This is a genomic window from Nocardia sp. 852002-20019_SCH5090214, assembly GCF_001665865.1.
Taxonomy (GTDB): Bacteria; Actinomycetota; Actinomycetes; order Mycobacteriales; family Mycobacteriaceae; genus Nocardia; species Nocardia nova.
On the sequence record NZ_LZMK01000221.1, the window covers coordinates 48,324 to 74,575 of the forward strand.

The 26,252-nt window shown below is 67.4% G+C and carries 24 protein-coding genes and 1 pseudogene; 16 read left to right on the plus strand and 9 right to left on the minus strand.

The genetic code is table 11. The features are described from left to right. Positions 1 to 14: 14 nt before the first annotated feature. The 4 genes from A5780_RS17990 to A5780_RS18005 are packed head-to-tail and all read right to left on the minus strand — an operon-like array spanning position 15 to position 3,742. Entirely contained in the window at positions 15 to 1,187 is a 1,173-nt protein-coding gene (locus tag A5780_RS17990; RefSeq protein WP_063009663.1) for an acyl-CoA dehydrogenase family protein, read from the minus strand. 55 nt (positions 1,188 to 1,242) lie between these two features. Continuing rightward, positions 1,243 to 2,031 (minus strand): aldolase/citrate lyase family protein, encoded by a 789-nt coding sequence (locus A5780_RS17995; RefSeq protein WP_304528423.1) that lies wholly within the window; start codon positions 2,029 to 2,031, stop codon positions 1,243 to 1,245. Then, positions 2,031 to 2,846 (minus strand): 2-oxo-hept-4-ene-1,7-dioate hydratase, encoded by an 816-nt coding sequence (gene hpaH, locus A5780_RS18000; protein ID WP_064909032.1) that lies wholly within the window; start codon positions 2,844 to 2,846, stop codon positions 2,031 to 2,033. Before hpaH ends, A5780_RS17995 begins: the two co-directional genes overlap by 1 nt. A gap of 8 nt (positions 2,847 to 2,854) precedes the next feature. Further along, positions 2,855 to 3,742: an alpha/beta fold hydrolase gene (locus tag A5780_RS18005; protein ID WP_064909033.1), complete on the minus strand. Its 888-nt coding sequence runs from the start codon at positions 3,740 to 3,742 to the stop codon at positions 2,855 to 2,857. Between the two features lie 243 nt (positions 3,743 to 3,985). On the opposite strand from A5780_RS18005, the gene A5780_RS18010 reads away from it, so the two are divergent. The 15 genes and pseudogenes from A5780_RS18010 to A5780_RS18075 all read left to right on the plus strand — a co-directional run bounded on the left by A5780_RS18010 (position 3,986) and on the right by A5780_RS18075 (position 18,799). Continuing rightward, on the plus strand, positions 3,986 to 4,261 hold the full coding sequence (locus A5780_RS18010) for a hypothetical protein (RefSeq protein WP_064909034.1): 276 nt from the start codon (positions 3,986 to 3,988) through the stop codon (positions 4,259 to 4,261). Between the two features lie 32 nt (positions 4,262 to 4,293). Further along, complete coding sequence (locus A5780_RS18015) at positions 4,294 to 5,415, plus strand: thiolase family protein (protein ID WP_064909065.1); 1,122 nt, start codon at positions 4,294 to 4,296, stop codon at positions 5,413 to 5,415. Further along, positions 5,412 to 5,894, plus strand: coding sequence for a Zn-ribbon domain-containing OB-fold protein (locus A5780_RS18020; protein ID WP_064909035.1), 483 nt, complete (start codon positions 5,412 to 5,414; stop codon positions 5,892 to 5,894). The genes A5780_RS18015 and A5780_RS18020 overlap by 4 nt, the downstream gene beginning before the upstream one ends. After that, positions 5,891 to 7,180: an aromatic ring-hydroxylating dioxygenase subunit alpha gene (locus A5780_RS18025; protein WP_082856635.1), complete on the plus strand. Its 1,290-nt coding sequence runs from the start codon at positions 5,891 to 5,893 to the stop codon at positions 7,178 to 7,180. The genes A5780_RS18020 and A5780_RS18025 overlap by 4 nt, the downstream gene beginning before the upstream one ends. A gap of 3 nt (positions 7,181 to 7,183) precedes the next feature. After that, positions 7,184 to 7,702, plus strand: a complete 519-nt coding sequence (locus A5780_RS18030; RefSeq protein WP_063009652.1) for an aromatic-ring-hydroxylating dioxygenase subunit beta — start codon at positions 7,184 to 7,186, stop codon at positions 7,700 to 7,702. 45 nt (positions 7,703 to 7,747) lie between these two features. Continuing rightward, complete coding sequence (locus A5780_RS18035) at positions 7,748 to 9,295, plus strand: class I adenylate-forming enzyme family protein (protein ID WP_064909036.1); 1,548 nt, start codon at positions 7,748 to 7,750, stop codon at positions 9,293 to 9,295. A gap of 3 nt (positions 9,296 to 9,298) precedes the next feature. Beyond that, positions 9,299 to 10,795, plus strand: a pseudogene (locus A5780_RS41955) (class I adenylate-forming enzyme family protein); the annotation flags it as partial. 117 nt (positions 10,796 to 10,912) lie between these two features. Further along, entirely contained in the window at positions 10,913 to 11,695 is a 783-nt protein-coding gene (locus A5780_RS41960) for an enoyl-CoA hydratase/isomerase family protein (RefSeq protein WP_223273616.1), read from the plus strand. Positions 11,696 to 11,717: 22 nt separating this feature from the next. Then, positions 11,718 to 13,208 carry an aldehyde dehydrogenase gene (locus A5780_RS18045; RefSeq protein WP_063009645.1) on the plus strand — a complete coding sequence of 497 codons (1,491 nt, stop codon included), beginning with the start codon at positions 11,718 to 11,720 and terminating at the stop codon, positions 13,206 to 13,208. A 37-nt stretch (positions 13,209 to 13,245) separates the two neighbouring features. Continuing rightward, positions 13,246 to 14,448 (plus strand): thiolase family protein, encoded by a 1,203-nt coding sequence (locus tag A5780_RS18050; RefSeq protein ID WP_064909038.1) that lies wholly within the window; start codon positions 13,246 to 13,248, stop codon positions 14,446 to 14,448. 121 nt (positions 14,449 to 14,569) lie between these two features. Next, positions 14,570 to 15,454, plus strand: coding sequence for an alpha/beta fold hydrolase (locus A5780_RS18055; protein ID WP_231982998.1), 885 nt, complete (start codon positions 14,570 to 14,572; stop codon positions 15,452 to 15,454). A gap of 31 nt (positions 15,455 to 15,485) precedes the next feature. Next, positions 15,486 to 16,070, plus strand: coding sequence for a flavin reductase family protein (locus tag A5780_RS18060; protein ID WP_063009641.1), 585 nt, complete (start codon positions 15,486 to 15,488; stop codon positions 16,068 to 16,070). A gap of 7 nt (positions 16,071 to 16,077) precedes the next feature. Beyond that, entirely contained in the window at positions 16,078 to 17,268 is a 1,191-nt protein-coding gene (locus A5780_RS18065) for an acyl-CoA dehydrogenase family protein (RefSeq protein ID WP_064909039.1), read from the plus strand. Between the two features lie 10 nt (positions 17,269 to 17,278). Beyond that, a complete protein-coding gene (locus A5780_RS18070) occupies positions 17,279 to 18,202 on the plus strand; it encodes an LLM class F420-dependent oxidoreductase (RefSeq protein WP_197521785.1) in 924 nt (307 codons plus the stop codon). Positions 18,203 to 18,211: 9 nt separating this feature from the next. Continuing rightward, positions 18,212 to 18,799, plus strand: a complete 588-nt coding sequence (locus A5780_RS18075; RefSeq protein ID WP_064909040.1) for a PaaI family thioesterase — start codon at positions 18,212 to 18,214, stop codon at positions 18,797 to 18,799. A gap of 87 nt (positions 18,800 to 18,886) precedes the next feature. Here the strand turns inward: A5780_RS18075 and A5780_RS18080 are convergent, their stop codons facing one another. Continuing rightward, on the minus strand, positions 18,887 to 20,059 hold the full coding sequence (locus A5780_RS18080; protein WP_064909041.1) for an amidohydrolase family protein: 1,173 nt from the start codon (positions 20,057 to 20,059) through the stop codon (positions 18,887 to 18,889). A gap of 294 nt (positions 20,060 to 20,353) precedes the next feature. On the opposite strand from A5780_RS18080, the gene A5780_RS18085 reads away from it, so the two are divergent. Continuing rightward, complete coding sequence (locus A5780_RS18085) at positions 20,354 to 20,632, plus strand: hypothetical protein (RefSeq protein ID WP_063009877.1); 279 nt, start codon at positions 20,354 to 20,356, stop codon at positions 20,630 to 20,632. Positions 20,633 to 20,742: 110 nt separating this feature from the next. Here the strand turns inward: A5780_RS18085 and A5780_RS18090 are convergent, their stop codons facing one another. The 4 genes from A5780_RS18090 to A5780_RS18105 all read right to left on the minus strand — a co-directional run bounded on the left by A5780_RS18090 (position 20,743) and on the right by A5780_RS18105 (position 26,073). Further along, complete coding sequence (locus A5780_RS18090) at positions 20,743 to 21,837, minus strand: Gfo/Idh/MocA family protein (RefSeq protein WP_231982999.1); 1,095 nt, start codon at positions 21,835 to 21,837, stop codon at positions 20,743 to 20,745. 51 nt (positions 21,838 to 21,888) lie between these two features. After that, positions 21,889 to 24,150, minus strand: coding sequence for an acyl-CoA dehydrogenase (locus A5780_RS18095; RefSeq protein ID WP_197521787.1), 2,262 nt, complete (start codon positions 24,148 to 24,150; stop codon positions 21,889 to 21,891). A 67-nt stretch (positions 24,151 to 24,217) separates the two neighbouring features. Then, positions 24,218 to 25,210, minus strand: coding sequence for a MaoC family dehydratase (locus A5780_RS18100; RefSeq protein WP_064909042.1), 993 nt, complete (start codon positions 25,208 to 25,210; stop codon positions 24,218 to 24,220). Further along, entirely contained in the window at positions 25,210 to 26,073 is an 864-nt protein-coding gene (locus A5780_RS18105) for a CoA ester lyase (protein WP_064909043.1), read from the minus strand. Before A5780_RS18105 ends, A5780_RS18100 begins: the two co-directional genes overlap by 1 nt. Between the last annotated feature and the right edge of the window lie 179 nt (positions 26,074 to 26,252).

Sequence of the window (26,252 nt, forward strand, 5' to 3'; positions counted from 1 at the left end):
TGGCTGCTTTCTGGTTACCGCGGCAGGCCGAGCACGCGCTCGCCGATGATGTTGCGCTGAATTTCGGAGGTGCCGCCGCCGATGGCCTGGGAGAACGAGTAGAAGTAGTTGCCGACCCAGCCGTGGCGGTCCCAGCGCGAGGTGCGCCGCAGCGCGTCCGGGCCGACGATGTCCATGGCCAGCGCGCCGACCTGTTTGGCGAGGTCGCCGTAGAAGAGTTTGAGCATCGATCCCTTCGGTCCGGGCGTCTCGGTCTGCATGGCCCGGCAGATGCCGGCATAGGTCATGGCCCGCAGCGAGGTGACCGAGGCGCGGGCGGTGGCGAGGCGGCGGGCGATCTCGTCGTCGAGGATCGCCGGCCGCTTACCGTCGGGCCCGACGTGATCGCGCGCGAATTCGATCAGATCCTCGACGACCTTGGCCAGGCGCACCTGATTGGCGGTGAAAGCGGTGCCGCGCTCGAACGACAGCGTCGACATGGCCACGCTCCAGCCGTCCCCGACCTCACCGACCACATTCGAGACCGGGATGCGCACATTGTCGTAGAACACCTCGCAGAAGTCGGCGCCGCCCTCGATCGTCTCGATGGCGCGGATCTCGATGCCCGGACTGTGCATATCGCAGATCAGCCACGTGATGCCCTGGTGTTTGGATCCCGAGGCATCGGTGCGTACGAGCAGTTCCTGATAGTCGGCGCAGGCGGCGAAGCTGGTCCAGATCTTCTGGCCGTTGACCACGAACTCATCGCCGTCGAGTACCGCCCTGGTACGCAACGCCGCCAGGTCCGAACCCGCGTCGGGCTCGGAGAATCCCTGGCACCACACGACCTCGCCGCGCAGAATCTTGGGCAGATGGAACTGCTTGTGTTCCTGGGCGGCGCGGGTGATCAGGGTGGGACCCGCGTGGCTGAGGCCGACGAAGTTGGCGTCGATGCCGGGCAGTCCCGCCGCGGCGTACTCCTCGTACCAGATCAGCTGTTGCAGCAGCGTCAGGCCGCCGCCACCGTATTCGCGGGGCCAGGCGATTCCGGCCCAGCCGCCGTCCCACTGGGTGCGCTGCCAGGCCAGATCGAATTCCCGGATGCCCGCGTGATCGCGGGGCCGCGGCTCGGTGGGCTTGTGCTCGCGCAGCCACGTGCGGACCTCCTCGCGGAACTCCAGTTGTTCCTTCGTGAAGTCCAAATCCATCGGTAGCCCTTTCCTCGTTGCCGGTCCGGCACGTCCAGGATAAGTGACATGACTGTCAGATGTTGTGCGGGGTCGGAAATTGGATGTCGTTCTGGTAGGCCTGCGCCAAGGCCTCGGCACCACGTGCGAGCAGTGTCACGTCGGCGCCGACGAGAACGAACGACGCGCCGGCGGCGATGTATCGCCGGGCGGTGGCTGGATCGAACGCGTTCACGCCGGCGGCCACGCCCGCACCGTGAAGGGTCCGCAAAGCCTCCTCGATTACCTCGACGACCGGCGGCGCCTGTGGTTTGCCCAGATAGCCCAGCGAGGCCGCGAGATCGGCCGGGCCGATGAAGACCGCATCGACGCCCTCGACCCCGGCAATCTTGTCCAGTTCGGCCAGACCCGCCGCGGACTCGATCTGAACGGTGACCGAAATCGAGCTGTCCGCAGTGGTCAGATAGTCAGAAATGCGATTCCAGCGGGAGGCGCGGGCGAAAGCGCTGCCGACCCCGCGAATACCGGCGGGCGGGTAGCGGGTCGCCGCGACCACCGCCTGCGCGGCCGCGGCCGATTCGATCATCGGCACCACCAGATCGGTGACCCCGAGATCGAGCAGCTGCTTGATCAACACCGGATCGGCCGACGGCGGGCGGACCAGCACCTCGACCGGATAGCCCGAGACCGCTTGCAGCTGGCTCAATGTGGAGCGCAGATCGTTGGGCGCGTGCTCCTGGTCGATGAGCAGCCAGTCCAGTCCGGCCCCGGCGCAGATCTCGGCCGAATATGGGCTGGCGCCCACCACCCACATGCCGATCTGGGTCCGTCCGGTGGCCAGGGCCTGCCGCCAGCGATTGCGAATCATGGTGCGGGCCTTTCGAATGCGCACGACACCGTGCCGAGCGGGCCGAAATCGGCGACGAAACTGTCACCGAGTTCGGCGAAGACCGGCGTGGTGAAGGAACCGGACAGGATCACCTCGCCCGCGTGCAACACCTCCCCGAAGGGTGCGAGCCGGTTCGCCAGCCACGCGACGCCGTTGCCCGGATGATTGAGCACCGCCGCCGCCACACCGGACTCCTCGATGGTTCCATTGCGCAGCAGCAGCGCCGCGATCCAGCGCAGGTCGGTATCCAGCGGGCGGATCACCCGTCCGCCCAGGACGAGCCCCGCATCGGCGGCATTGTCGGCGATGGTGTCGACGATGGTGCGGGTTCGCCCGGTATCGGGATCGCTCATCTGCACCCGGGCATCGAGGATTTCCAGTGCGGGAGTGACGAATTCGGTGGCCCGCAGCACGTCGAACAGCGTGACGCCGGGGCCGGCGAGCTGCTCGCCGAGCACGAACGCCAATTCGACCTCGATACGAGGACGGATGAACCGGCCCGCCGGGACCACCGCACCGTCATCGAAGAACATGTCGTCGAACAGCACGCCGTAATCGGGTTCGGAGATCGACACCGCGCGCTGCATCACCTTGGAGGTCAGCCCGATCTTGCGTCCCCGGACGCCGCGCCCCGCGGCCGTCTCCAGGTCGATGAGGGCGCGCTGCACGGCATAGGCGTCCTCGATCGTCATATCGGGATGGACGAGCGAGGGCTGGCGAATCGGCACCCTTGTGCGCGCGGCCTCATGGAGCTGCCGGGCGAGATCGGCGACGGAATCAGGTTCGAGCATCCTGTTCGTCACTTCCCGAGAAATTCCAGTGCCGCCCGGTTGAAGGTCTCCGGATCCTCGAAGTGTGGCCAGTGCCGCACATCGGGCATCTCGAAGATCTGCGAGTCGGGGATCAGCTCGGCGATCCTGCGGGCGGTGTCCTGATAGACCCCGTGATCGCGGCCGGAGGCGACGATCATCGCCGGCGCCGCGATCCCGGCCCACTGCGGCGGTGTGATCAGATTGCGGTCGCGCGCGGCGGGGTCCTGCAGGATCAGCAGCCGATCGATCGTCTCCCGGGTGTCGGTGCGCTGGTAGATGGCGCGGCGCAAGGCGATCAGATCGGGAATTCGATTGTGCTCCTCGGCAATCAGATGTTCGAAGACCTTGTGGATCGACTCCCAGCTCGGATCCTCGACCGCCTTGGTCCGCTCGGCGCGGATACGGGCCATATTGGATTCGGAGGCTTCGAAACCGGCCGGTGACATCAGGATCAATTTGCCGACCCGCCCGGGATGGGCGACGGCGGTCGCGGAGGCGACCCAGGCCCCCAGCGACATCCCGATCAGATGTGCGCTGTCCATGCCGAAGTGGTCCATGACGCTCACGATCTGGCGCACGTAGACCGCGATTTCGTAGTCGTAGTCGGGCTTGTCGGAGAAGCCGTTGCCGACCATGTCGATCGCCACGCAGTGGTACTGCGAGCTCAGTGCGGCCAGATTCGGCGCGAAGGTCTCCCAGTGCCCGCCGGTGCCGTGCAGCAGGATCGCGTGCGGTTTGTCGGGGGAGCCGGCCTCGGCTGTCCGGGTGCGCACCCCGCCGATGTCGAGGAATGCCTGGCGGAAGTCGAGTTCGCGCAGGTAGCCCCAGATGCTGCGGTAGTCCTGCGTGCTGGAAATGGTCGGTGTCTGCGTCATGCGAGCCCTCCGTCGGTGCTGCGGTAAGCGCCTAATCTGTCCATAGTGTTCATCTTCTTATCGTCCTACGTCAATGCCTCTGAGCTGCGCGCATCTGGAAGGTTGCGATATCGGCAGGCGATCTAGCGTCTCTTGTTTCTGACAGTCGTATACGCTAATACTTGAAGTGGCCGCCGGGCGAATGGGCGGCGGAGACCGGCGCCGTCCGGTATCAGACCAGCAACGATCGGGTTATCGAGGAACATGTCTGCAGCAGAGGAAGGCCGCACCATCCGGCGGCGGGAGTTGGCGGTACTGGCCAACGAGTTCGCTGCCGCCCGGATCTCCCTGGATACCAGCGGCAACGGACCGCGCCTGCTCGTGGAGGATCTGGACAGCGGGGCGCGGATCTTCCTGTCGCCGTTGGAACTGGCCTGCTTCTGTCTGGCCACCAGCGAAGACCGTGACAACTGGCTGCGAGTGGGCACCTATCGCGACGAGCGCTCGCCGCACCGCGCGCCGGTGGGGGATTCGCGGTGAGCGCGCCGAGCGTCGCCATCGCCGGTCTGGGCATGACCGAGATGTCGGTGCGGCCCGGCGGGACCCCGCTGCAGCTGGCCGTCGAGGCCACCGGCGCGGCGATCGCCGATGCCGGCATCGAACACCGCGATGTCGACGGCGTCCTGGTCGGTTCCTCGCAGGGTGTGCGCCCGGACCGCTTGGGCGTGGGCTTCGCCGCCCAAGCCGGATTCGGCGATCTGCGCCTGCTCGAGCACGTCGAGATCAAGGGTGCCACGACCATCGCCATGGTGCAGCGCGCGCAACTGGCGATCGAGACGGGTGCGGCCACCACCGTGCTCTGCGTCTTCGCCGACGCACCGCTGGTCGCGGACAAGGGCGCCGGATCGGCCTATGCGCACAGCGGTGGGAATGCCGGGCCTCGCGGTCTGGAACGCGCCTCCGGTGTCCTGGGATCGGTGCCGACCTACGCCCTGCTGGCCCGGCGCTGGCTGCACACCACCCACTCCTCGGAGGCCGATCTGTGCCGGGTGGTGACGACCGCGCGCGGCTGGGCGCTCGGCAATCCGGCCGCGGTCGTGCGAACCCCCCTCGAGGAGCAGGGCTACTACGACAGTCCGATGGTGTCGGACCCGCTGCGGCGGCTGGACTGTGCCCGGCCGGTGAACGGCGCGGTCGCGGTGATCGTCAGCGCGGATCCGGCGGTCGGCGCGGACGGGCGGCTCATCGTGCGTGGCATCGGACGCCACCATCCGATCCGTCGCCGCCGCGCGGGACGTGAGTCCTGGTTCGGCGGCGGCCGGCGCGCCGTCGACGACGCGCTCGAGCAATCGGGGATGTCGCGCGGCGACCTCGATATCGCCGAGCTCTACGACCCGTTCTCCGTTGTCACCCTGATCCTGCTCGACGAATATCGGCTCACCGGCGCACAGCCCGTGTCCGAGTTCGTCCGAGCCGGAGGTATCGGTCCCGGCGGAGCGCTGCCGACCAATACCGGCGGCGGCCAGTTGTCCGGTTTCTATCTGCAGGGGATGACCCCGCTGGCCGAGGCGATCGTGCAGTTGCGCGGCGCGGGCGGCGAGCGGCAGGTGCCCGATGCCGTGACTGCCCTCGTGGGCGGGATCGGCGGCCGGGTCGACCATCACGCGGCATTGATCTTGGAGCGTGCGGCATGACCACGGCACTCGGACTCGACTGGCTGCTCGATCCCAGCCTGGCGCCGGACGCGGGGGACGCCCTGCTCGAGCCGTTCTACACCGCGGCCTCCTACGATCAGCTCGCATTGCCCTTCTGTGCCGACTGCGGCATCCCGAAAGACCTCGATCAGCACATCTGCGATGACTGCGCATCGGCCCGAACATCCTGGCGCACAGTCGAATCGAGCGGAACCGTGCACTCGGTCACGGTGATGCACCGGCTGGAGCCGGGACTGGTCCGCACCGACGCGCCCTACCCCATCCTCGACGTCGAACTGGCCAGCGGGCACCGGTTGATCATGACCACTCGCGACCGCACCGACGTCGCCTTCGGCATCGGCGACCCGGTCGCCATCGGATTCCGCCGGCTCGGCGGCGTCGCCGTTCCGGCCGCCGTCCCACTGCCGGCGCCGGCCCACGAATCCACCGCTCACCCCATTTCGGAGGAACCCTCATGACCACACTCGAACCGGCCGCGGTGACGGCGGACTTCGACGTCTCGACGGTCGTACGACACGATCGAGTGCACGGGTCGGTGTACACCTCACCCGAGATATTCCAGCGGGAGCTGGACACGATCTTCCGCCGCGGCTGGGTGTACGTGGCGCACGAGAGCGAGGTCAGCGAGCCGGGCGACTATCTGACTCGCCGGATCGGCACCGATCCGGTGGTCGTGGTGCACGGCCGCGACGGCGAGATCCGGGTGCTGCTGAATCGGTGCACGCATCGGGCCAACAAACTGTGCAATGCCGAAAAGGGCAGTGCCTCCTCGTTCCGTTGCCCCTATCACGGCTGGACCTTCAGCAACACCGGGGCGCTGAGTGCGGTTCCGATGCGGGAGGGCTACGGTGAGACCTTCCGGCAGGTCCGTTCCGAACTGGGGCTCGCGGCGGTGCCGCGGGTCGAAAGCTACCGCGGATTCATCTTCGCTTCCCTTGCCGCCGAGGGTATTTCGCTGACCGAACATCTCGGCCGGGCGACCACCGCGATCGACCGCCTGCTGGCGTTGTCGCCGACCGGCACGATCGACCTGCGTGCCAACTGGATGAAGCACCATCACCGGGCCAACTGGAAGATGGTGGTGGAGAACAACGTCGACGGCTATCACGCCCTGTTCACCCACGCCTCGGTCTACGACGCGATCCGCCCGGCCAAGGTGTCCCACATTCCCACCAAGGTCGACGTCGTGGTCCGCGATATGGGCAACGGCCATTCCGAGATCGACTATTCGGCCGAATACCGCAAGCTCGACGAGGAATTCGTCTGGTACGGCCGGATTCCGCGCGCCAAGCTGCCGAAATACATCGCCGACCTGGAATCGGCCTACGGCGCCGAGAAGACCCACGACTCGCTGGTGGTCGGGCCGCCGCACACGCTGATCTGGCCGAATCTGTTCCTCGCCGAGATGAACATCATGTACGTCGAGCCGATCGCGCCCGACGAGACGGTCGCCTACACGACCGCCGCGCTGTTCCCGGGCCAGCAGGAGATGAATCAGCGCATGCTCCGGCGCGCGGAGGGCGCGATGGGGCCGTCCGGATTCCTGATCGCCGACGACGGCGAAATCGGCATGCGCAACCAGGCCGGGCTCGCCGCCCGCAAGCCGGACTGGCTGGTGCTGGCCCGCGGCATCGAAACCGATACCGAGGACGAAACCGGAATCGTCAACAGCGACAAGAGCGCCGAGACCCCGCAGCGCGGTTTCTACCGGCAGTGGGCGGCCGTCGTCGGACAGGAGATCTAGGACATGACCACCGCGCAGGCTTCCGCCGACACCTCGATCGCGGCCCCGCAACCGTTGCGCGTGCCCGATCCGGACATCGAGGCGTTCCTCTATCTGGAGGCGCGCCTGGCTGATGAGGCCCGTTATTCCGAGTGGGAAGCGCTGTGGGCCGACGACGCGCTCTACTGGGTCCCGATGCGTCCGGAGGACGATCCGGCGGTCAATCTGGCCTATATCCACGACAACCGTCGCCGCATCAAAAGTCGTGTGGCGCAGTTGAACACCGGCCATCGGCATTCGCAGACACCGCCCTCGGTGATGCGCCGCATGCTCGCCAATATGGAGGTCACCGACGAATCGGATGGCGTGGTGACGGTCGCGTCGAATTTCGCGCTGTTCGAATACCGCTACACCCAGCGAATCTGGGCCGGTCGCGTCGTGCATCGCATCCGACGGACCGAGGAGGGCCTGCGACTGGTCGCCAAGACGGTCCACCTGGTCAACGCCGCGGGCCCGGTCGAAACCTTGGCCTTTCTTATCTAGTGCTCCGACGTAACCGGCTGAGCCACAACACATTTGCGAGGAAAAGTGCTCGTAGGCGATATCCCTACCAACAACGCCCGCCGGTATCCGGACAAGGCCGCGGTCATCGAATCCGATTGCATGCGTACGTGGTCGCAGGTCGACGACCGCGCGCGGCGACTGGCGAACCATCTGCGCGCGCAGGGACTGGTCACCGGTGACCGAGTCCTGGTCATTGCCCGCAACTGCGCCGAATGGCCGGAGATCGTCTTCGCGATCGCCAAGGCCGGACTCGTCGTGGTTCCGGTCAATGTCCGGCTAGCGCCCGACGAACTCGCCTACTTGCGCGACGACTGCTCGGCGCGGGCGGCGGTGATCCACACCGACCAGGTGGAGCGCTTCGGCGCCGAACTCGACGATCTCGATACCGTGCTCGAGATCGGGTCGGCGGGTGCGAGCGGGCACCCGGACTACGAGACCACGCTGGCGCAGGCCGCGCCCACCGATCCCGCGCCCGCGGACCTGCACCCCGACGCCATCGTCAACATCCTTTACACCAGCGGTACGACGGGGCGCGCCAAGGGCGTGGTGAACACTCACCGCAACCTGCTGGCCCAGGCGATCGACACCACGCTGGTCACCGAGAGCAACCGGTCGGACGTCTTTCTGGCGACCACGCCGTTCTTCACCGCCGGGGGCAGTGTGCGCACCCTGTCGTGGACCTATCTGGGCCAGACGATGGTGATCCACCGCAAGTTCGACCCGCAGGCCGTCATCGACGAAATCGAACGCAGCCGGGTCACGTTCACGACCTTCATCCCGACCATGCTGCAGCGCACCCTGCGCATCCTCGAGGAAGGCCCGGCCCGCGACATGTCGAGCCTGCGGCGGATCAGCTACGGATCGGCACCGGTGCCGCCCGGGCTGGCGCGCAAGGCCATGGATCTGCTCGGCTGCGATCTGCAGCAGCGCTACGGCCTCACCGAATGTGGCGGGCAGGCAACGATTTTCACTCCGCAGGACCACCGCGACATGGTGGCGGGCAAGACCTCGATCCTGACCTCCTGCGGTCAGGAGACGCCGATGTGCTCGATCCGCATCGTCGATGCCGACGGCAACGAGCTGCCCGCCGGGGAGATCGGTGAGATCGTGATCCGCAGCGACGCCAACGCCATCGGGTATTGGAACCGGCCGGAGCAGACCGCCGAGACTTTCCGGCCCACCGGTCTGTGGTCGGGCGATCTCGGATATCTGGATTCCGAACGCTACCTGCACATCACGGGACGCAAGACCGATATGATCATCTCCGGCGGCTTCAACGTTTACCCCGCTGAGATCGAGCGGGTGATCGGCGAACATCCCGGTGTCGAACTGGTCGCCGTGGTGGGTGTACCCGATCCGGAATGGGGGGAGACGCCGGTCGCGGCGGTCATCGCCCGCGACGGATTCGATCCGGACGGACTGACCGCCGAACTGCAGGCGTTGTGCCGGTCCGAATTGGCCGGATACAAACAGCCCCGCCGCTTCGTCTACCGGTCGGAATTCCCCCTCGGCCCGGCGGGCAAGATTCTCAAACGCCGGATCGCCGAAGATCTTCGAGTCGTGGCGGAGTAGGTCATGGAAACAACAGCATCCCCGCCACTCGCGGCCGAGGCGATCGGCGAGCTCGTGCGCCGGCGCGCCGCCGCCACACCCCAGGCGCCCCTGCTCGTCGACGAGGACCGGCGCCGCTTCACCGCGGGGCAGTTCGGCGACCTCGTCTCCTCCTATGCCGAGACTCTGCGCCGCGCCGGTGTTCGGGCCGGTGACGTGGTGTCCTGGCAGCTGCCGAATACGGTGGAGGCGATGGCGCTGTCGATGGCGCTCGCCCAGCTCGCGGCGGTGCAGAATCCGCTGATCATGATGTTGCGGGCCGAGGAGGTCGCGCGTATCACCGGCCGCCTGCACAGCCGATTGCTCATCGTCACAGAGGTTTTCGCGGCCGAGGCGTTCGCCGCCGCGCTCGGGTCCGAGGAGCAGGCGCCGGCGATCCACGTATTGTCCGCCGATCCCGCTGGCGGTGCGCTGCCGGCGCTGCCGCCGCGGCCACCGGCCGATTTCGGCCCCGGGGTGCGGTGGATCTTCTACACCTCGGGTACCACGGGAGTTCCCAAGGGCGTCAAGCACACCGACCGCACGCTGCTGGCCGCGGCCGATACGTTCATCGCCAATGTCGGCCCGCGACCGGAGGACCGGTGTGCGGCGCTGGCACCGTTCGCCCATATCGGCGGCGTGGCCCATTTGCTGCACGCGCTGATCATCGGGCATGTGCTGGTGGTCGGGGCGCGGAAATTCGTTCCCGAACGGCTGGCGGATCTGCTCATCGACGAGGAGGTCACGCTCGTCGGATCCGGCCTGCCGTTCACCAACGAATATCTGCGGATCGCACGCGAACGCGGTGTGGCCCCGCTGTTCCCGAAGTCGCGCGCGACGCTCGCCGGTGGGTCGCCCCGCCCGCGCGATCAGCACGAACAGGCCCGCGAACTGCTCGGCGGTGTCGGCGTCATCTCCGGGTACGGAATGACCGAATGTCCCTACATCACGTGGGGCTCGCCGTCGGACACCGATGAACAGCACGCCGTCGCCGAGGGCCGGCCGGGCCCCGGCGGGTCGGTGCGGATCGTGCGCGCCGACGAGACCGCCGCCGCGGTCGGTGAGATCGGCGAGATCAGGGTGCGCGGGCCCCAATTGTTCTGCGGCTACGTCGATTCCACCCGCGACGCGGAGGCGCTCGACGCCGACGGCTACTTCCGCACCGGCGATCTGGGATATCTGGACTCCGACGGCTGCCTGGCCGTGACCGGCCGGCTCAAGGACATCATCGTCCGCAAGATGGAGAACATCCCCGCCCGAGAGGTCGAGGAAGCGCTGATCGCGGATCCCGCGATCGCCGACGTGTGCGTCATCGGCGTGCCCGACACCGGGTCCGGGGAACGGGTCTGCGCGGTCGTGGTGCCCCGCGATGCGAGCGCGCCGCCGACCCTGGAGTCGGTGCGCGTCTTTCTCAGCGGCACGTCGCTGAACAAGCGCAAGTACCCCGAACAGGTCGAGATCGTGACCGAGCTGCCGCGCAATTCCCTCGGCAAGATCGCCAAACCCGCACTGCGCGAAAGGTTTTCCGACATGATGCCGGCGAGCGACACGAGAGCCGCGACGGCTGCGACGCCGGGAAACGGGCAGACCCCCCAGGATGTGGTCGCCGAATCGTTCACCACGATCGAGTTCGAGGTCAGCGGCCATGTCGCGACCGTCACGCTGAACCGCCCGCACCGCCTCAACAGCTTCGACCAGGTGATGGCCGAGGAGATCGCGCGGGTGTGGCAGCGGGTGCGCGACGACGACGATATTCGCGTGGCGATCCTGCAGGCCAACGGTGAGCGTGCCTTCTGCACCGGTATCGATCTCGAGGGCGGCGCGTGGTGGAAGCACAAAAGCCGGTGGAATCAGGAGGATCCCGGGGTGTCGCTGGGACCGCGCCAGCATCGGGTGTGGAAGCCGGTGATCTGCGCGGTGCACGGTATGGCCGCCGGTGGCGCGATGTACTTCATCAACGAATGCGACATCGTGATCTGCTCCTCGGAGGCCACCTTCTTCGATCCGCACGCCAACGGCGGCATGGTTTCGGCCCTCGAGCCGATCGGCATGCTGGCGCGCGGGATTCCGCTCGGCGAGGTGCTGCGCTGGGCGCTGCTGGGTAGCGACGAACGGATGACGGCCGAGACGGCGTTGCGGTCCGGCATCGTCACGGAGATCGTCGATACAGGGCACTTGCGTTCGCGCGCAAGGCAACTCGCGGAGGAGATCGCCGCGCGGCGCCCGGAGGCGATCCAGGGGACGGTGCGCGCCATCTGGGAAGCGCTGGAGATGAACCCGTCGATCGCGCTGCGAAACGGCCTGTCCTACACCCAGATCGGAAATCCGGGCGACGGGCGCACCGACTCGCGCGTCAACAAGCGCACCCCGCGTCTGCGCTGAACCGAGGAATCAGGAGACCGTCGTGACCAGCACCGGAACAGACAAGATCAGCAGTTTGCCGCTCGTGATCGGAGGCGTCGAAGGCGGCGCCGAATCCGGGCGCAGCTATGAATCCCTCGACCCCTACACCGGCTCGCCGTGGATTCGGGTCCCCGACTGCGGGCCCGAAGATGTGGACCGTGCGGTGCGTGCCGCGCGGGCCGCATTGGAGGGGCCGTGGGGGGCGTTGTCCGGCGCCGCGCGCGGGAAACTGCTGTGGCGCTTGGCCGATCTCATCGAGCGCGAGGCCGACCGGCTGGCCGAACTCGAGGTGCGCGACGGCGGAAAACTGCTGCGCGAGATGTCCGGGCAGATGCGGTCGCTGCCCGACTACTACCGCTTCTACGCCGGCCTGGCCGACAAGGTGCAGGGCGAGGTCATCCCGACCGACAAGCCGGACTACTTCGTCTACACCCGGCACGAACCGGTCGGCGTGGTCGGCGCGATCACCCCGTGGAATTCGCCGCTGCTGCTGCTGACCTGGAAGCTGGCGGCCGGGCTCGCGGCGGGCTGCACCTTCGTGATCAAGCCGAGCGACTACACCCCGGCCTCCACTCTGGCCTTCGCGCGGCTGTTCGACGAGGCCGGATTCCCGCCGGGAGTCGTCAATGTGGTGACCGGGTGGGGGCCCGAAACCGGTGCGGCACTGGCCGCTCACCCCGGGGTGGACAAGATCGCCTTCACCGGCTCGACCGCCACCGGGGTCAAGGTCGGGCAGGCCGCGATCGCGAACATGACCCGGGTCAGCCTCGAATTGGGCGGCAAATCCGCACAACTGGTATTCCCGGACGCCGACCTGGACGCGGCCGCCAACGGCATCGTCGCGGGGATCTTCGCCGCCACCGGGCAGACGTGCCTGGCCGGCTCCCGGCTGCTGGTGCACGAGAGCGTGGCCGCCGAGCTGGTCGGCAAACTCGTCGCCCGCGCCGAGCGGATCGTGCTGGGCGATCCGCGCGACCCCGCCACCGAGATGGGGCCGGTGTCCAATGAGCCGCAGTACCGGAAGGTGTTGTCCTACTTCGACAGTGCCCGCGCCGAGGGGGCCACGGTCGCCAGCGGCGGTACGCCGGTCCCCGAACTCGGCGGCTACTTCGTGCGGCCGACCATCCTGACCGATGTCACGCCGCGGATGAGTGTGGTCGCCGAGGAGATCTTCGGTCCGGTCCTTGCGGTGGCCACCTTCGCCGACGAGGCCGAGGCCGTCGCGGCGGCCAACGGCACCCGATTCGGTCTGGCGGGATCGGTCTGGACCAAGGATGTGCATCGTGCGCACCGCGTCGCGGCGGCCCTGCGAGCCGGCACGGTCTGGGTCAACGCCTATCGCGCGGTCGCCCCGAGCGTGCCCTTCGGTGGTATCGGCGAGAGCGGCATCGGCCGCGAGAACGGGATCGACGCCGTCAAGGACTTCACCGAGACGAAGGCCGTCTGGGTGGAACTCAGCGGCCGGACCCGTGATCCGTTCACCCTCGGCTGAGCACAAGCCACTTCTCCAACTAGAAGGACGATCAACAGTGACAGATTCGAACAAGATCGAGGCCGTCATCGTCGCCGGTGCGCGCACCCCGATCGGGACCTCGTTCAAGGGCACGCTGCGTGACACCACCGCGATGGAACTGGCCGAGACCGTCGTCAAGGAGGCGCTGCGGCGCTCCACCCTGGCTCCGGAGCAGGTCGACGACATCATCCTGGCGGAGTCCAACTACGGCGGCGGCGATATCGCCCGCCATGCGGCGGTGACCGCGGGTTTGCCGCAGGTGCCCGGACAGGCGGTGAACCGTCACTGCGCGGGCAGCCTCACCGCCATCGGCAACGCCGCCGCGCAGATCGTCGCGGGCGCCGAGCGGGTGATCATCGCCGGTGGCACGAATTCGCAGTCCACGGCGCCGCTGCAGCAATTCCGCACTCCCGGGACCACCGCCGAGTTCACCGGCCAGTGGATGCCGCCCTCGCACCCGGACACCGCTGAGGCGCCGAATCAGGACATGTCCATTACGGTCGGCTGGAACACCGCCAAAGCCGTGGGCATCACCCGCGAGGAAATGGACGCCTGGGCGCTGCGTTCACATCAGCGTGCGGTCAAGGCCATCGATTCCGGGGTCTTCGATGACGAGATCGTGCCGGTGCAGGCATTGCAGGCCGACGGCTCGCGCATCGAATTCGCCGTCGACGAGCATCCACGCCGCGACACCAGTCTGGAGAAACTGTCGAGCCTGAAGGTGCTGCACCCGGAGATCGAGGGTTTCTCGGTTACCGCGGGCACCGCCAGCGGGATCAACGACGCCGCCGCCGCGGTGGTTGTCACCAGCGCCGAGGTGGCGAAGGCACAGGGCGTCGAGGTGCTGGCGACGGTGCGGGCGTGGGCGTCCACCGCGATCGACCCGGCCGATACCGGACTGGCTGTGCTGGATGTGATCCCGAAGGTGCTCGAGCGGGGCCGGATCGCCGCATCCGATGTGGCGCTGTGGGAGATCAACGAGGCATTCGCCTCCGTGCCGGTGGCCGCCTGCAAGAAACTCGGCATAGATGACGAACTCGTCAACACTGCGGGCAGTGGGTGTAGCCTCGGCCATCCGGTCGCCGCGAGCGGTGCCCGCATGGTCGTCACCCTGATGTACGAGCTGCGGCGTCGCGGTGGCGGATACGGCGTGGCGGCAATGTGTGCGGGCGGTGGTCAGGCCGGGGCGGTACTGATCGAGGTGCCGAAGGTGTCGTGATTGTTCCTGTTTATTGACATTCTTGTCAGATATGGTTGGTGAACCCGTCGCCGGGTGCGTGCGCCCGAACGGGGCGGTCGGCTCGCGGCCGTCGTCGGTGGTACGGAAGGGAGCAGTCTCGGTGCGTCATCTCGAGCACAGTCTGCCGGGCGCCGGAGTGCGCCTGGCCGCCGATCGCTGGGCCGGCGATCACGCCGACGGGCGCGGCGTGGTGGTGCTGCTGCACGGCGGTGGCCAGACGCGGCACTCCTGGCGGCGCACCGGAATCCGGTTGGCCGAGGCCGGTTGGGTCTCGTATGCGATCGATCTGCGCGGGCACGGCGACAGCGACTGGCATCCCGGCGGTGACTACAGTGTGGCCGCCCTGGTCGACGATCTGCGCGAGCTGCTCGCCCCTATCCGGCGGGCGAATCCCGGACTGCCCGTCGCCCTTGTCGGCGCTTCGATGGGCGGGAAGATCTCCCTGATCGCGGCCGGTGAGGACGCATCGCTCGCGCAGGCACTCGTTCTGGTCGACATCGCAGTCCGCGTCGAGGTCAGCGGCGGTCGCCGGGTTCGCGAGTTCATGCAGAGCGCGCCGGATGGCTTCGCGTCGCTCGAGGAGGCCTCCGCACGAATCGCGGCCTACAACCCCCATCGCCCGCGGCCGTCGAGTGTCGAGGGGCTGCGCAAGAATCTGCGGTTGCGCGAGGGCCGCTGGTACTGGCACTGGGACCCGGCGATGATGCGATCGGCCGACGGTGACGACGACCGGCCGGTGAGCCCGCAGGTCTACGAGCGGGCCAAGGCGGCCGCCCAACGCATCACCTGCCCGGTGCTGCTGGTGCGGGGCCAACTGTCCGACGTCGTATCGGACGAGGGGGTCGCCGAATTACGGGAACTGATCCCGCATTCGGAGGTGATCGACGTCCGCGAGGTCGGCCACATGGTGGCCGGCGACGACAACGATGTGTTCACCGCGAACCTCCTCGGCTATCTGAATTCATCACTGCCCGCGCGCGCGTAGCCCGCCGGACATCCCGAAAGGAAACAACGACATGACTATCGACGTCGATGCGGCCAACAAGGTCCTCGGTGGCCTGCGTCCGTTCCCGGTCGCGGTCACGACGATCGACGGCGGATTCGCCAACGGCCTGATGAGCCTGTCCGCGGGCTCGATGAGCATCGTGCCGGAACTGCCACGGGCCACGGTCAGCCTCACCAAGTACAACAAGACCCACGACATGGTGCTCAGCTCCGGCATCTTCGTGATGCATCTGCTGAGCGCGGTGCCGGAGCAACTCGACGCGTCGCTCGACATTCTGATGACGCTGGGCGGCAGCTCGGGCCGCGACGGCGACAAGATCTCGAAATTGCGCACCAAGACCGGGGTCACCGGTGCGCCGATCCTGCTCGACGCGCACAGCTACGTCGAGACTCGGGTGATGGCCACCCTGGATGTCGAGGAGAGCACCATCTTCGTCGGCGACGTGGTCGCAGCGGAAATCCTCAACCCCGGCGAGCGGCTGCGCATCGGCGAGGCGTGGGGCAAGCTGCCGGCCGAGTGGATCGAGCGGTACGAGACCAACCACGTGCCGCAGCTCGAGAGCGCGCGGGCCTATCGCGCCGCCGCGCGGGGCTGAGTATCCGATGTCCGCATTGATCTCCGACCGGATCGACGATCCCCAGGTGACCGGCGCCTGGGAGCTGCCCGAGGAGTTCCGGCTGTTGCGCGAGACCGTGCGCCGCTTCATGGATTCCGAGGTGCGCCCCCTCGAGCAACAGCTTCCACACGATGCCGCCGGGCTGCCGCGCGAGCAGTTGATCGCATTGCAGGACAAGGCCCGTCGACTGGGGTTGTGGGCTTTGCAGACGCCGGAGCAATTCGGCGGCGCCGGACTGAGCGTCCTCGGACAGGTCGTGGTGGCCGAGGAGGCCGCCAAATGCCGTATGGGCGCGTTCTTTCCGGCGCTGGGCGCCTTCGGCGGCAACCCGCCGAACGTGATGTTCAAGGCGACTCCGGAACAGTTCGCGAAATATGCCCAGCCCATCATCGATGGCACCGCCACCAAGGCATATACGGCGATCAGCGAGGCTTCGGGCGGTTCGGACCCGGCGCGCGCGATCACCCTCAAGGCCGTGCGCGAGGGCGACCACTATGTGCTCAATGGCACGAAGATGTGGACCAGCCACGCCGAGAACGCCGACTGGGGCGTGGTCTACGCCCGCACCGGCGAAGGGCGGCACGGCATTTCGTGCTTCATCGTCGAGAAGGACACGCCGGGACTGTCGTTCCGCCGCATCGGTGTCATGGCCTCCTTCGCGCCCTACGAACTGCATTTCGACGATGCGGTGATCCCGGCCGAGAATCTGATCGGGGCCGAAGGCAAGGGCTTCGCGCTGGCCAGTGACTTCCTGATCCATGGCCGCATCCTCTATCCGGCCGGGCCGATCGGCATCGCCCAGAGCGCACTGGAGATGGCCTGCAGCTGGGCCAAGGACCGAGATGTGTTCGGCGGCAAGCTCGCCGACAAGCAGGGCATCCAATGGATGCTGGTCGACAGCGAAGTCGAGCTGCGCGCGGCACGGCTGCTGATGTATCAGGCCGCCTGGAACGCCGATCTCGGCAAGGACGTCAAGGTGGACGCGTCGATCGCGAAACTGTACGGCACCGAGGCCGCGTTCCGCGTGGTCGACCGGTGCATCCAGATTCACGGTGCGCTCGGCCTGGCCGACGAACTGCCGCTCGAGCGGTGGTTCCGGGATCTACGCGTCAAACGTCTGGGGGAGGGGGCGACCGAGGTGCAGCGGGTCGTCGTCGCCCGGAAACTGCTCGACTGAAAGCGATACCGTGAGCCTGAAATTCAATCTGATGTTCCCGATGCGGGCGGTCAAGCACTACCCGCGCTGGATCGGCGAATCCGACTTCGGCGCCGTGGCGAAGTTCGTGGAGGATGCCGGATTCGACGGTCTGTCGGTCAGCGAGCACCCGTATCCGGACAAGAAATGGCTGGCCAACGGCGGCCATCACGCCTTCGACCCGTTCGTGGCGCTCAGCATCGCCGCCCAGGCCACGACCCGGCTGCGCCTGATCACCTATGTGATGGTCGCGGGATATCGCAGTCCGTATTTGGGCGCGAAATCGGCGGCGTCACTGGATCTGCTGTCGGGCGGGCGGCTGACACTCGGCCTGGCCGCTGGCTATCTGAAGTCCGAATTCGAGGCGCTCGGAGCCGATTTCGCGCATCGCGGCGCACTGCTCGACGAGGCCATCGCGGCGATGCGGGCAACGTGGTCGGGAGTCGACCACGAGGGCCCGCAATTCGGTGCGGCAGGCCATATTTCGCTGCCGCCCCCACAGCAGCAGGGCGGTCCGCCGATCTGGATCGGCGGTAACAGCACCGCGGCCCGACGCCGCGCGGTCGAACTCGGCGACGGCTGGCTGCCGATGGGGCAGTCCGCGGAGATGGCCGCGATCACCCGGACGCCGCCGTTGGAGGATATCGGCACGCTACGCACGATGATCGGCGAGCAGAATACCCGGCGCGCGGAGCTGGGGAAGTCCGTGCTCGATGTCTCCTTCGTGCCGTTCGAGGCCAACCTTTTGCATAGCGGGGACAGCACCGCATTCTGCGACGCGGTGCAGCCGCTGCTGCCCGAGTACGCCGATGCCGGGGTCACCTGGATCACCATCGAGCCGGGCAGCCGCGGTATCGACGACTTCCGGGCCGACATCTCGATGATCGCCGACCGGCTGATCAAGCCGAATCGGTAAGCGCCGCAGATGGTTTCGCAATTCTCTGCAACCCACGATCGCACGACGTCGGACTACGGCGAACTGGCCGAGACCGTCCGCGGGTTGCAGGCCGCCGTCTGTGCGGCGGACCCGCCCCCGGACGTGATACGTCGTGTGGTTCGCGAATTGGCACGCACGTCAGCGGAATTGGAAGGCTACCGGGTGCCGGAGCAGCAGCGTCCGGCACATCGGCGTCCGACCCCGGCGGTGACGCATCCGTCGCTGATCCCGTATGTCATCACCGAGGTCGACGCGACCCGGCTGGTGGCTGCCACCCGATTCACCGATGCGCACCTGGGCGGCAACGGTGCGGTTCACGGCGGTCAGATCCCGCTGCTGTTCGACGATCTGCTCGGCATATTCGTCGGGATGAAGGCCCAACCGGGTTCGCGCACCGCTTATCTGAAAGTCGACTACCGCCGCATCACACCGATCGACCGACCCCTGCGCGTGGAGGCATCCATCGATCGGGTCGAAGGCCGCAAGACATTCGTCAATGGCCGGCTGCTCGACGGTGCGCACGTGTGCGCCGTGGCCGAGGCCCTGTTCGTGCGGTTACTGCCCGGACAACCGTAGGTCTCGGCAGTTGGCCGCCGCCCGGTTCGCCGATGCGCACCCGGGCGGCAACGTACCGCTGTGCTGCGGCGTGAATGCCGATCGTCGTCAGGCGCGGGGGAAGTTGAGCATGCGGCGAGCGTTGGTCTCGGTGATCATTTCGACTTCGTGGTCGGGGACGTCGGCCAGGACTTCGGCGGCGCGTTTGCGGCTGTTGGGCCAGTTGGAGTCGGAGTGCGGGTAGTCGATTTCGAGCATGATGCGGTCGATCCCGGCCTTGTGGCGGTTTTCCACGCCGAATTGATCGTCGATGAAGCAGCCCCAGAAGTGCTTGAAGTAGAGGTCCGAGGGGCGGGTGTCGAAGTCGATCGGCTGGTAGTGGCGGTGGCGTTCCCAGACGAAGTCGGCGCGTTCGAGGATGTAGGGAATCCAGCCGATGCCGCCTTCGGCGAGGGAGAATTGGAGTTTCGGGTGGCGTTGCAGGACGCCGGAGAACAAGAGGTCGGTCAGTGACCACATGAGGTTCGTGGAGAAGATGGTGATGGCCACGGCGAAGGGTGCGTCGGGCAGGACGACCTGACCTGGGATTGCTTTGGTTCCGGAGAAGGAGAATCCGGGAACGTAGGAGCCGGAGCCGAAATGCAGGGACAGGACCTGTCCGGTCTCTTCGCAGGCGTCCCAGACAGGTTCCCAGTAGGTTTTGTCGTGGAACGAGGGCAATCCGAGGGGCACGGGGGAGTCGGGGAAAGTGATCGTGCGTGAGCCCTTGGCAGCGGTGCGACGGATCTCCTGGGCGGCCAGCGTGGGGTCCCAGGTGGGGATGAGGGACATGGGGATGAGCCGGGTGGGTGCGGTCGCGCACCATTCGTCGACGTGGTAGTCGTTCCAGGCTTTGACGGCGAGGAGGGCCAGCTCTTTGTCCTTGGCGCGGTGGAAGACTCCGCCGCCGAAGCCGGGGAAGGAGGGGAAGCAGAGCGCGGCTTCGACTCCGTCGACGTCCATGTCCTTGATCCTGGCCGCGGGGTCGTAGCAGCCGGGGATCATGTCTTCGTAGCGGACGGGGTCCAGTCCCCACTGGTCCGGGGGTTTGCCGGCGACGGCGTTGAGTCCGACGGTGGGGAAGATGTCGCCGTCGTAGTGCCAGACGTGCTTGTTGTCGACTTCGACGATTTTGGGGCCGCGGTCTTTCAACTTCTCCGGGAGGCGGTCCTGCCACACACGGGGGTGTTCGATGAGGTGGTCGTCGACCGAGACGATCTGATGGTGGTCCTGCAAGGGCATGGGGGGCTTCTCCTGTGACGAGGTTCGTAGGCTGCTCGTCTGATACCAAAATCAGCTAACTTATTGACCTTTATTGGTCAGTTCTAGTGAATCAGATCATAGGCTCGAATGTGCGACTATCGCCGGAGTTTTCCCGTTGATATCGCGTTATGAGATTGGGGTGCTGGGTGAAGTTCCAGTTCAAGCCCATGCGAGCTTGCGCCGGATATACTAAGAGAGTATTTATTCAGCTGATTGTGGGCGTCGTGCGTAGAGTGCGCATCGGATACGCGGTTCGAGACGATGGAGGTCGCGATGACGGAGCAGGGTAACCCCCCGGAGCGTGCGGACAAGGACGATCATGACCTGCTCACCTACAGTGAGGTGGCCGTACGGTTGCACGAAGAGGTGGAGTCCCTCGCGCAGCGGGCGCGCGAACTCGCCGCGGCCGGTGAATCGGAAGAGCTGACGAGGGTGGAACAGCGGCTCGCCGTACTGGAAGCCGCTCGCGACCGCAACAGCCGCCAGCCCATCAACGATGACAACTTCGAAAAGTTCTTCGGATACAAGGGTTTCGCGAGAAGGAACGTCTGAGTGCGGCGGTCTGTCGCACCGGGTCGCTACCGGGGTCGGTGGCGACCCGGCGTGACCGCCGAGAAGACTACGGTGTCAGCCCCAGTGATGTCGGATGTAGCTGTGCCCGTTCATAATTCGACCCATCCCGCGCCCGCCGAACTCCGGCGGGCGGCGGTGATGATGCGCTGGACCCGCAATCCGTCCGCGAGGCCGGGGACGTCGGGGGTCGGTTTTCCGTCGAATGCCGGAAGCCAATCCTCGAGCAGCAGCGCCAGTTGCCGTGCGGCGCCGTTCCGTGCTCCGCCCTCGAAGGACAACGCGCCCGAGCGCGGGATGCGGGACGAGCCGGGTGTGGTGCTCAGTGCGGGCTCGTCGGCGGTACCGGCGAGCAGGGTGCGTTCGAACAGCGTGCCGTCGATGGCCACCGCCCCGGCGCTGCCGGTGATGTCGAGGTGGTAGGAGGCGCCCGCGTGCAGACCCATCGCGGTCAGCGTGTGAGTGGCCACGACCCCCGACTCGAAGCGGATGAGCACCGATGCGGTGTCGTCGGCGTCGATCTCGAGCACGGTGCCGTCGGGGCGCTGGCGGGTCGGCACCGTGGTGCGCACATCGGCGCACACCGCGGCCGGCTCTCCGAACAGCCAGCACAGGTAGTCCAGGTCGTGGGCGCCCAGACCCAGCAGATAGCCGCCGCCGTCGGCACTGCGGTACATCCATTCCGATTGCAACGGATGGGCCGGATGCCAGTAGTCGACCCGGGCGCTGACCCGCGCCGAATACGGGGTGCCGAGATAGCCGCCGGAGATCAATTCGCGCGCCGCGTACTTCTCCGGTGACCAGCGGTCCTCGAAACACACCGCGTGCGCGACACCCTTGTCCTCGGCGCGGGAGAGCATGTCGTGCGCATCGTCGTCGGTGAGTGCCAGCGGCTTCTCGCACAGCACATGCTTTCCCGCCTCGATCGCGGCCAGCACCTGATCGTGATGAGCCACCGTCGGCGTCGCGATGGAGATGACATCGAGGTCGTCGCGCCGGACGAAGGCGGGCCAATCGGTGCTCAGATCCGTGATCCCGGTACGACCACCGGCCTTGTCCACACTGGCCTCGGTGCGCGCGCACAGGGCCACCACCTCGAATTCGGGGACCGCCCGGAATGCGGGCACCTGCACGTGCACACCCCATCCGACGCCGACGATCCCCACTCGCAATCGATCAGACACCACTTCTTCTCCTATATACGGACTTCGTTGTTCCGATATGTGTTGTGCTCGCGCCTATTTCGGCATGCCCAGCACGCGCTCGGCGAGAATGTTGCGCATGATCTCGGTGGTGCCGCCGGCGATCGTGGCCGAGCGCGACATCAGGTAGTCGTGCTGTGCGGCGGCACCGGTCGCCGTGGTGATCGCGGCCGGGCCGAGCACCCGCAGATGGGTGTCGCCGATCGCCTGCATCGTGGTACTCCAGACCAGCTTGATCACCGAATGTTCGGCGCCCGGCGCACCACCGGCGGCGATCCGGCCCAGTGCGCGCTTGCCCAGCAGTCCGACCGCGCGGGCCTCGCTCAGTCGGTCGGTGAGCTCGGCGCGGGCGTGTGCGGGAAGCTCGTGGCCGGCCAGGGCGGTTACCAGATCCAGGACGGTCTGTTCCAGACGTCCGGCCATCATGATCACTCCGGCGCGTTCGAAGCCGAGCGTGGTCATGGTGACCTTCCATCCCTCGTGTAGGGGGCCCAGCAACGCACTGCGCGGCACCCGGACGTCATCGAAGAACACCTCGGCGAATCCGCCCTCGCCGGTGATCTGAGTGATCGGGCGGCGGGTGATTCCAGGGGTGTCCATCGGGACCAGCAGGGCCGAGATCCCCTTGTGCGGGGGCGCCTGCGGGTCGGTGCGCACCAGCAGCAGGCAGTGTGTGCCCTCCATCCCCTCCGAGGTCCAGATCTTCTGGCCGTTGATGACGAATTCGTCGCCGTCCAGCGTCGCGCGGGTGCGCAGGCTGGCGAGATCACTGCCGGAGCCGGGCTCGGAGAAGCCCTGACACCACACCTCGGTCCCGGCCTGGATGGCGGCCAGATGCTCGCGCTGCTCCGCGGTGCCGTAGTGCATCAGGGTCGGCGCCACGTTGTTCACGCCCAGAACTCCAGCCAGCATGGGCGCACGCGAGCCCGCCAGCACCTGGTCGCAGGCGACTTGATCGACGATCGAGAGCCCGCGGCCGCCGAATTCCGTCGGCCAGTGCGGTGCGATCCAGCCGGCCTGGTGCAGGCGCTGCTGCCAGGACAGCCGGGCCGGGAACGAATCGTCGGCACCCCATTGCTCGTGATGCAGCGGCAGCAGTGATTCGACGGCGGCGGCGAGTTCGGCGGCAGGGCTGCCAGGGGCGATCTCGGCGGCCACGGTCGACGCGGCCGCGTCCCGGGTGGGGTCGAGGCGCTCGCGGGCGGCGCTCACGCCGCCGAACAGCGGGGCCGAGGCGCCGGCCCGGCGATAGTAGAGGTGTGCCTCGTGCTCCCAGGTGAAGCCGACTCCGGCCAGCACCTGAATATAGTCCGCGGTGACATGCTGTGCGGCCGTGACGGATTCGAGCAGCGCCAAGGCGACCGCCTGATCCAGGGCAGCGGCCCCGGCGCCGGAATCCAGCAGCCCGGCAACTTCGCGGGCGGTGGCTCGCGCCAATTCGACATGGGCCAGCATGTCGGCGCACTTGTGCTTGACGGCCTGGAATGCCCCGATCGGCTTGCCGAATTGTTCGCGGGTGGCGGCGTAATCGACCGCCGCCCACAGACAGTGGCTCGCGACGCCGGTCAGGTCACCGGCCAGGGCCAGTCCCGCGGTGACCAGGCTGCGCCGGATCGCCACCACCGCGTCGTCACCGGTGGCCAGAACGGTGCCCGCCGCCTGCCGCAGATTCACAGCGCCGAGCGGGCGTAGCAGATCTAGGCTCTGGGTTCGCTCGGTGCGCACCGCGTCGGTATCGGAGGTCGGCACCGCGATCAGCAGCGGGCCGGATTCGCTCTCGGCGAGCACGAGGACGACGTCGGCCTCCGGCGTCAGTATCAACGCCGCGGTGCCGGAGACCAGCGCCCGGTCGGGGTGGTCACCGGCCACGGCCTCGAATCGACCTGCGACCGCGGGCATTCCGGTGTGTTCGGTCCACGCCACGGCCGGGACGACGCGTCCGGAGGCGATCTGCGCCGACAGGTCGCCGCCCGCGACATTCGGTGCGCTCAGTGCGCCGAGCGCGCCCGCGACGGCGATGACCGGCGTCGGTGCCACGGCCGAACCCAGCGCCTCGGCGGCCACGGCGAAATCGGCCCAGCTGCCGCCGGATCCACCCTGGGATTCGGGGACCGGCAGTCCCGCGACGCCCACCTCCGCGAGCTGCGACCACAGCGACACCTCGCTGACCCGGTCCGGGTCCTGGATCAGCTTGTGCGCGGAGCCGGGGCCCCAGTGGCGGTCGAGCAGCTGCGCGATCGCTTCCACCAGCGACTGCTGCTCTTCGGTGTCGGCAACGACTACGGACGAGTTGATCACAGGCTGTCCCCTCCGGCGCACGCGGAAAACAGAATCATATAAATAATTATGCCATGTCAGATTTGATTCATGCCAGCAGTGCGGTGAAGCGCCAGTCCAGCACCTGCCGGTCCGTGGTGGCGGTGTTGTGGGCGAACACGCGCGAGCGCAGCTGCAATACGCCACCGTCGTCGACCAGCGCCGTGGCGCTGTCCACGGTGAGCTCGCTGGACAGGGTGTCACCCTCGTGCACAGGGCCGGTGTGATCACACGAATGCCAGCCCAGCACCGTGACGAGGTTGGGCAACGCACGAGTGGCCTGTGCCAGTGCGATGCCGATGGCGTGCCCGCCGTAGACGAGCCGACCCTGTTCGCCGACCCGGTAGTCATGGTGTGTCGCAGCGATATTCAGGCTCAGGCGAGCGAATTCGGGCGCGTTCGAGACGACATCACCGCTCGAGTGCCGGATCTGCCCGGCCAGCGCCGGATCGAAGTGGGTGCCCGGCACAGCCGCACGGAACGCGCGCAGATCCCACGGCGGGGGTGTGGTCCGTGCCGGCTCCGTGTCGATGCCGATGCGCGACAGGTCGTCGTCGGGCACGACCCTGGCGGGATCCGGATTCTCGCTCAGCGGCAGCATCGCACAGCGGTGAAAATCGAGCACCGTGCGTTCCAGATGGTCGGTGCAGGTGATCCGCAGCGCGGCCATGCCGGTGGGACGGCGGCCAGGTTTGGCGGAGTTCTGCCGGAGTCCGACGACCTCGGTCCGGGTGCGCAGCGTATCGCCGAGGGCGGGGAAGCGATGGAAATTCAGCCCGCGGTAGAACAGGTTGGCTTTCACTCGCCGGGTCACGATCGTGGATTGGCCGATGGCGACATCCCAGACCAGGGCAGGGTGGGCGAGCGCCACGCCGGTGACCGTGGTGGACAGGTGCCGGTCCAGTGCCAGCCGCAGGCGATCGCCCGCGATGGCCTGGTGTGCGGCCGCCAGGCCGTCGGTCAGCGTGATCGAGGGTGCGTCGTCGAAGATCTGGCCGACCCGCAGGTCGTCGAAGTAGGGCCCGTCGCCGGGTGTCGTCATCACTGTTGTCCTCCGATTCGTGTCAGCACCCGCCGGGCGGCGATCGCGACGGCCTCGTCCAGCATGCGGTCGCCGAGCCGGGCTACCCCGGCGCCGACTCGGGTGGCCTCGTCGAGCGCGGCGAGGACGGCGCGGGCTTGTTCGACCGCATCCTGGTTGGGAGTGAATTGTGCTGTGGCCGTGGCAATCTGGGCGGGATGCAGAACCCATTTGCCGTCGAATCCGGCTTCGTGCGCCCACCGGACGCGGCTGCGGAAATCGTCGTCGTCGGTGACGGCGAGATGTGGTCCGTCGATCGCCGCGACGTCGTTGGCCCGCGCCGCCAGCAGGATGCGATCCTGGATGGCCGCCCATCGCCCGGGCGGCAGGTCCGCGCCGCGGCCCAGTGCGGCGCCGAGGTCGGCGTATCCGATCACGACGGCGGCCAGGGGAGCGGTGGTCCGGCAGATGTCGTCGGCCGCCAGCACGCCACGCGGTGTTTCGATCAGCGCCTGCAGGCTCGCCGGATGGCCGTCGAGCAGCGCGTGTGCGCGCTCGAGCGTCGCGGAGTCCTCGACCTTGGGAATCACGATGCTGTCCACGGTGCTCGTCGCGGCGAGCGCGCGCAGATCGTCGGCGGCCCACGCGGTCGTGAACCCGTTCACCCGCACCGCGACCGAGCGCGCCGGGGCGCGTTCGATTCCGCGCAGCAGATTCGCGACGAGCTCGCGCGCCGATTCCTTGGCGTCGACGGCGACCGCATCCTCCAGGTCGATCACCACCTCGTCGGCACCGGCGTGCAGCGCCTTGACGATCCTGTGTTCGGCTGCGCCCGGGACGACCAGTACGGCGCGCCGCCGGACCGGATTCTGCTCTGACGGCATAGACGTGCTCCTACGATCGGTGGTTAATGTACGTACATTTGACCCGGGGCTGACTTGCGCTGCCGGGCAGTAGATCGGCACGTTAGCAATGCAACTGGCGCCTGTCGACCTTTCGGCACGGCGTATGCTCAGCCGGCGAACCAACATTTCGAGAAATGGCCGTACAAATTGTCCACGGC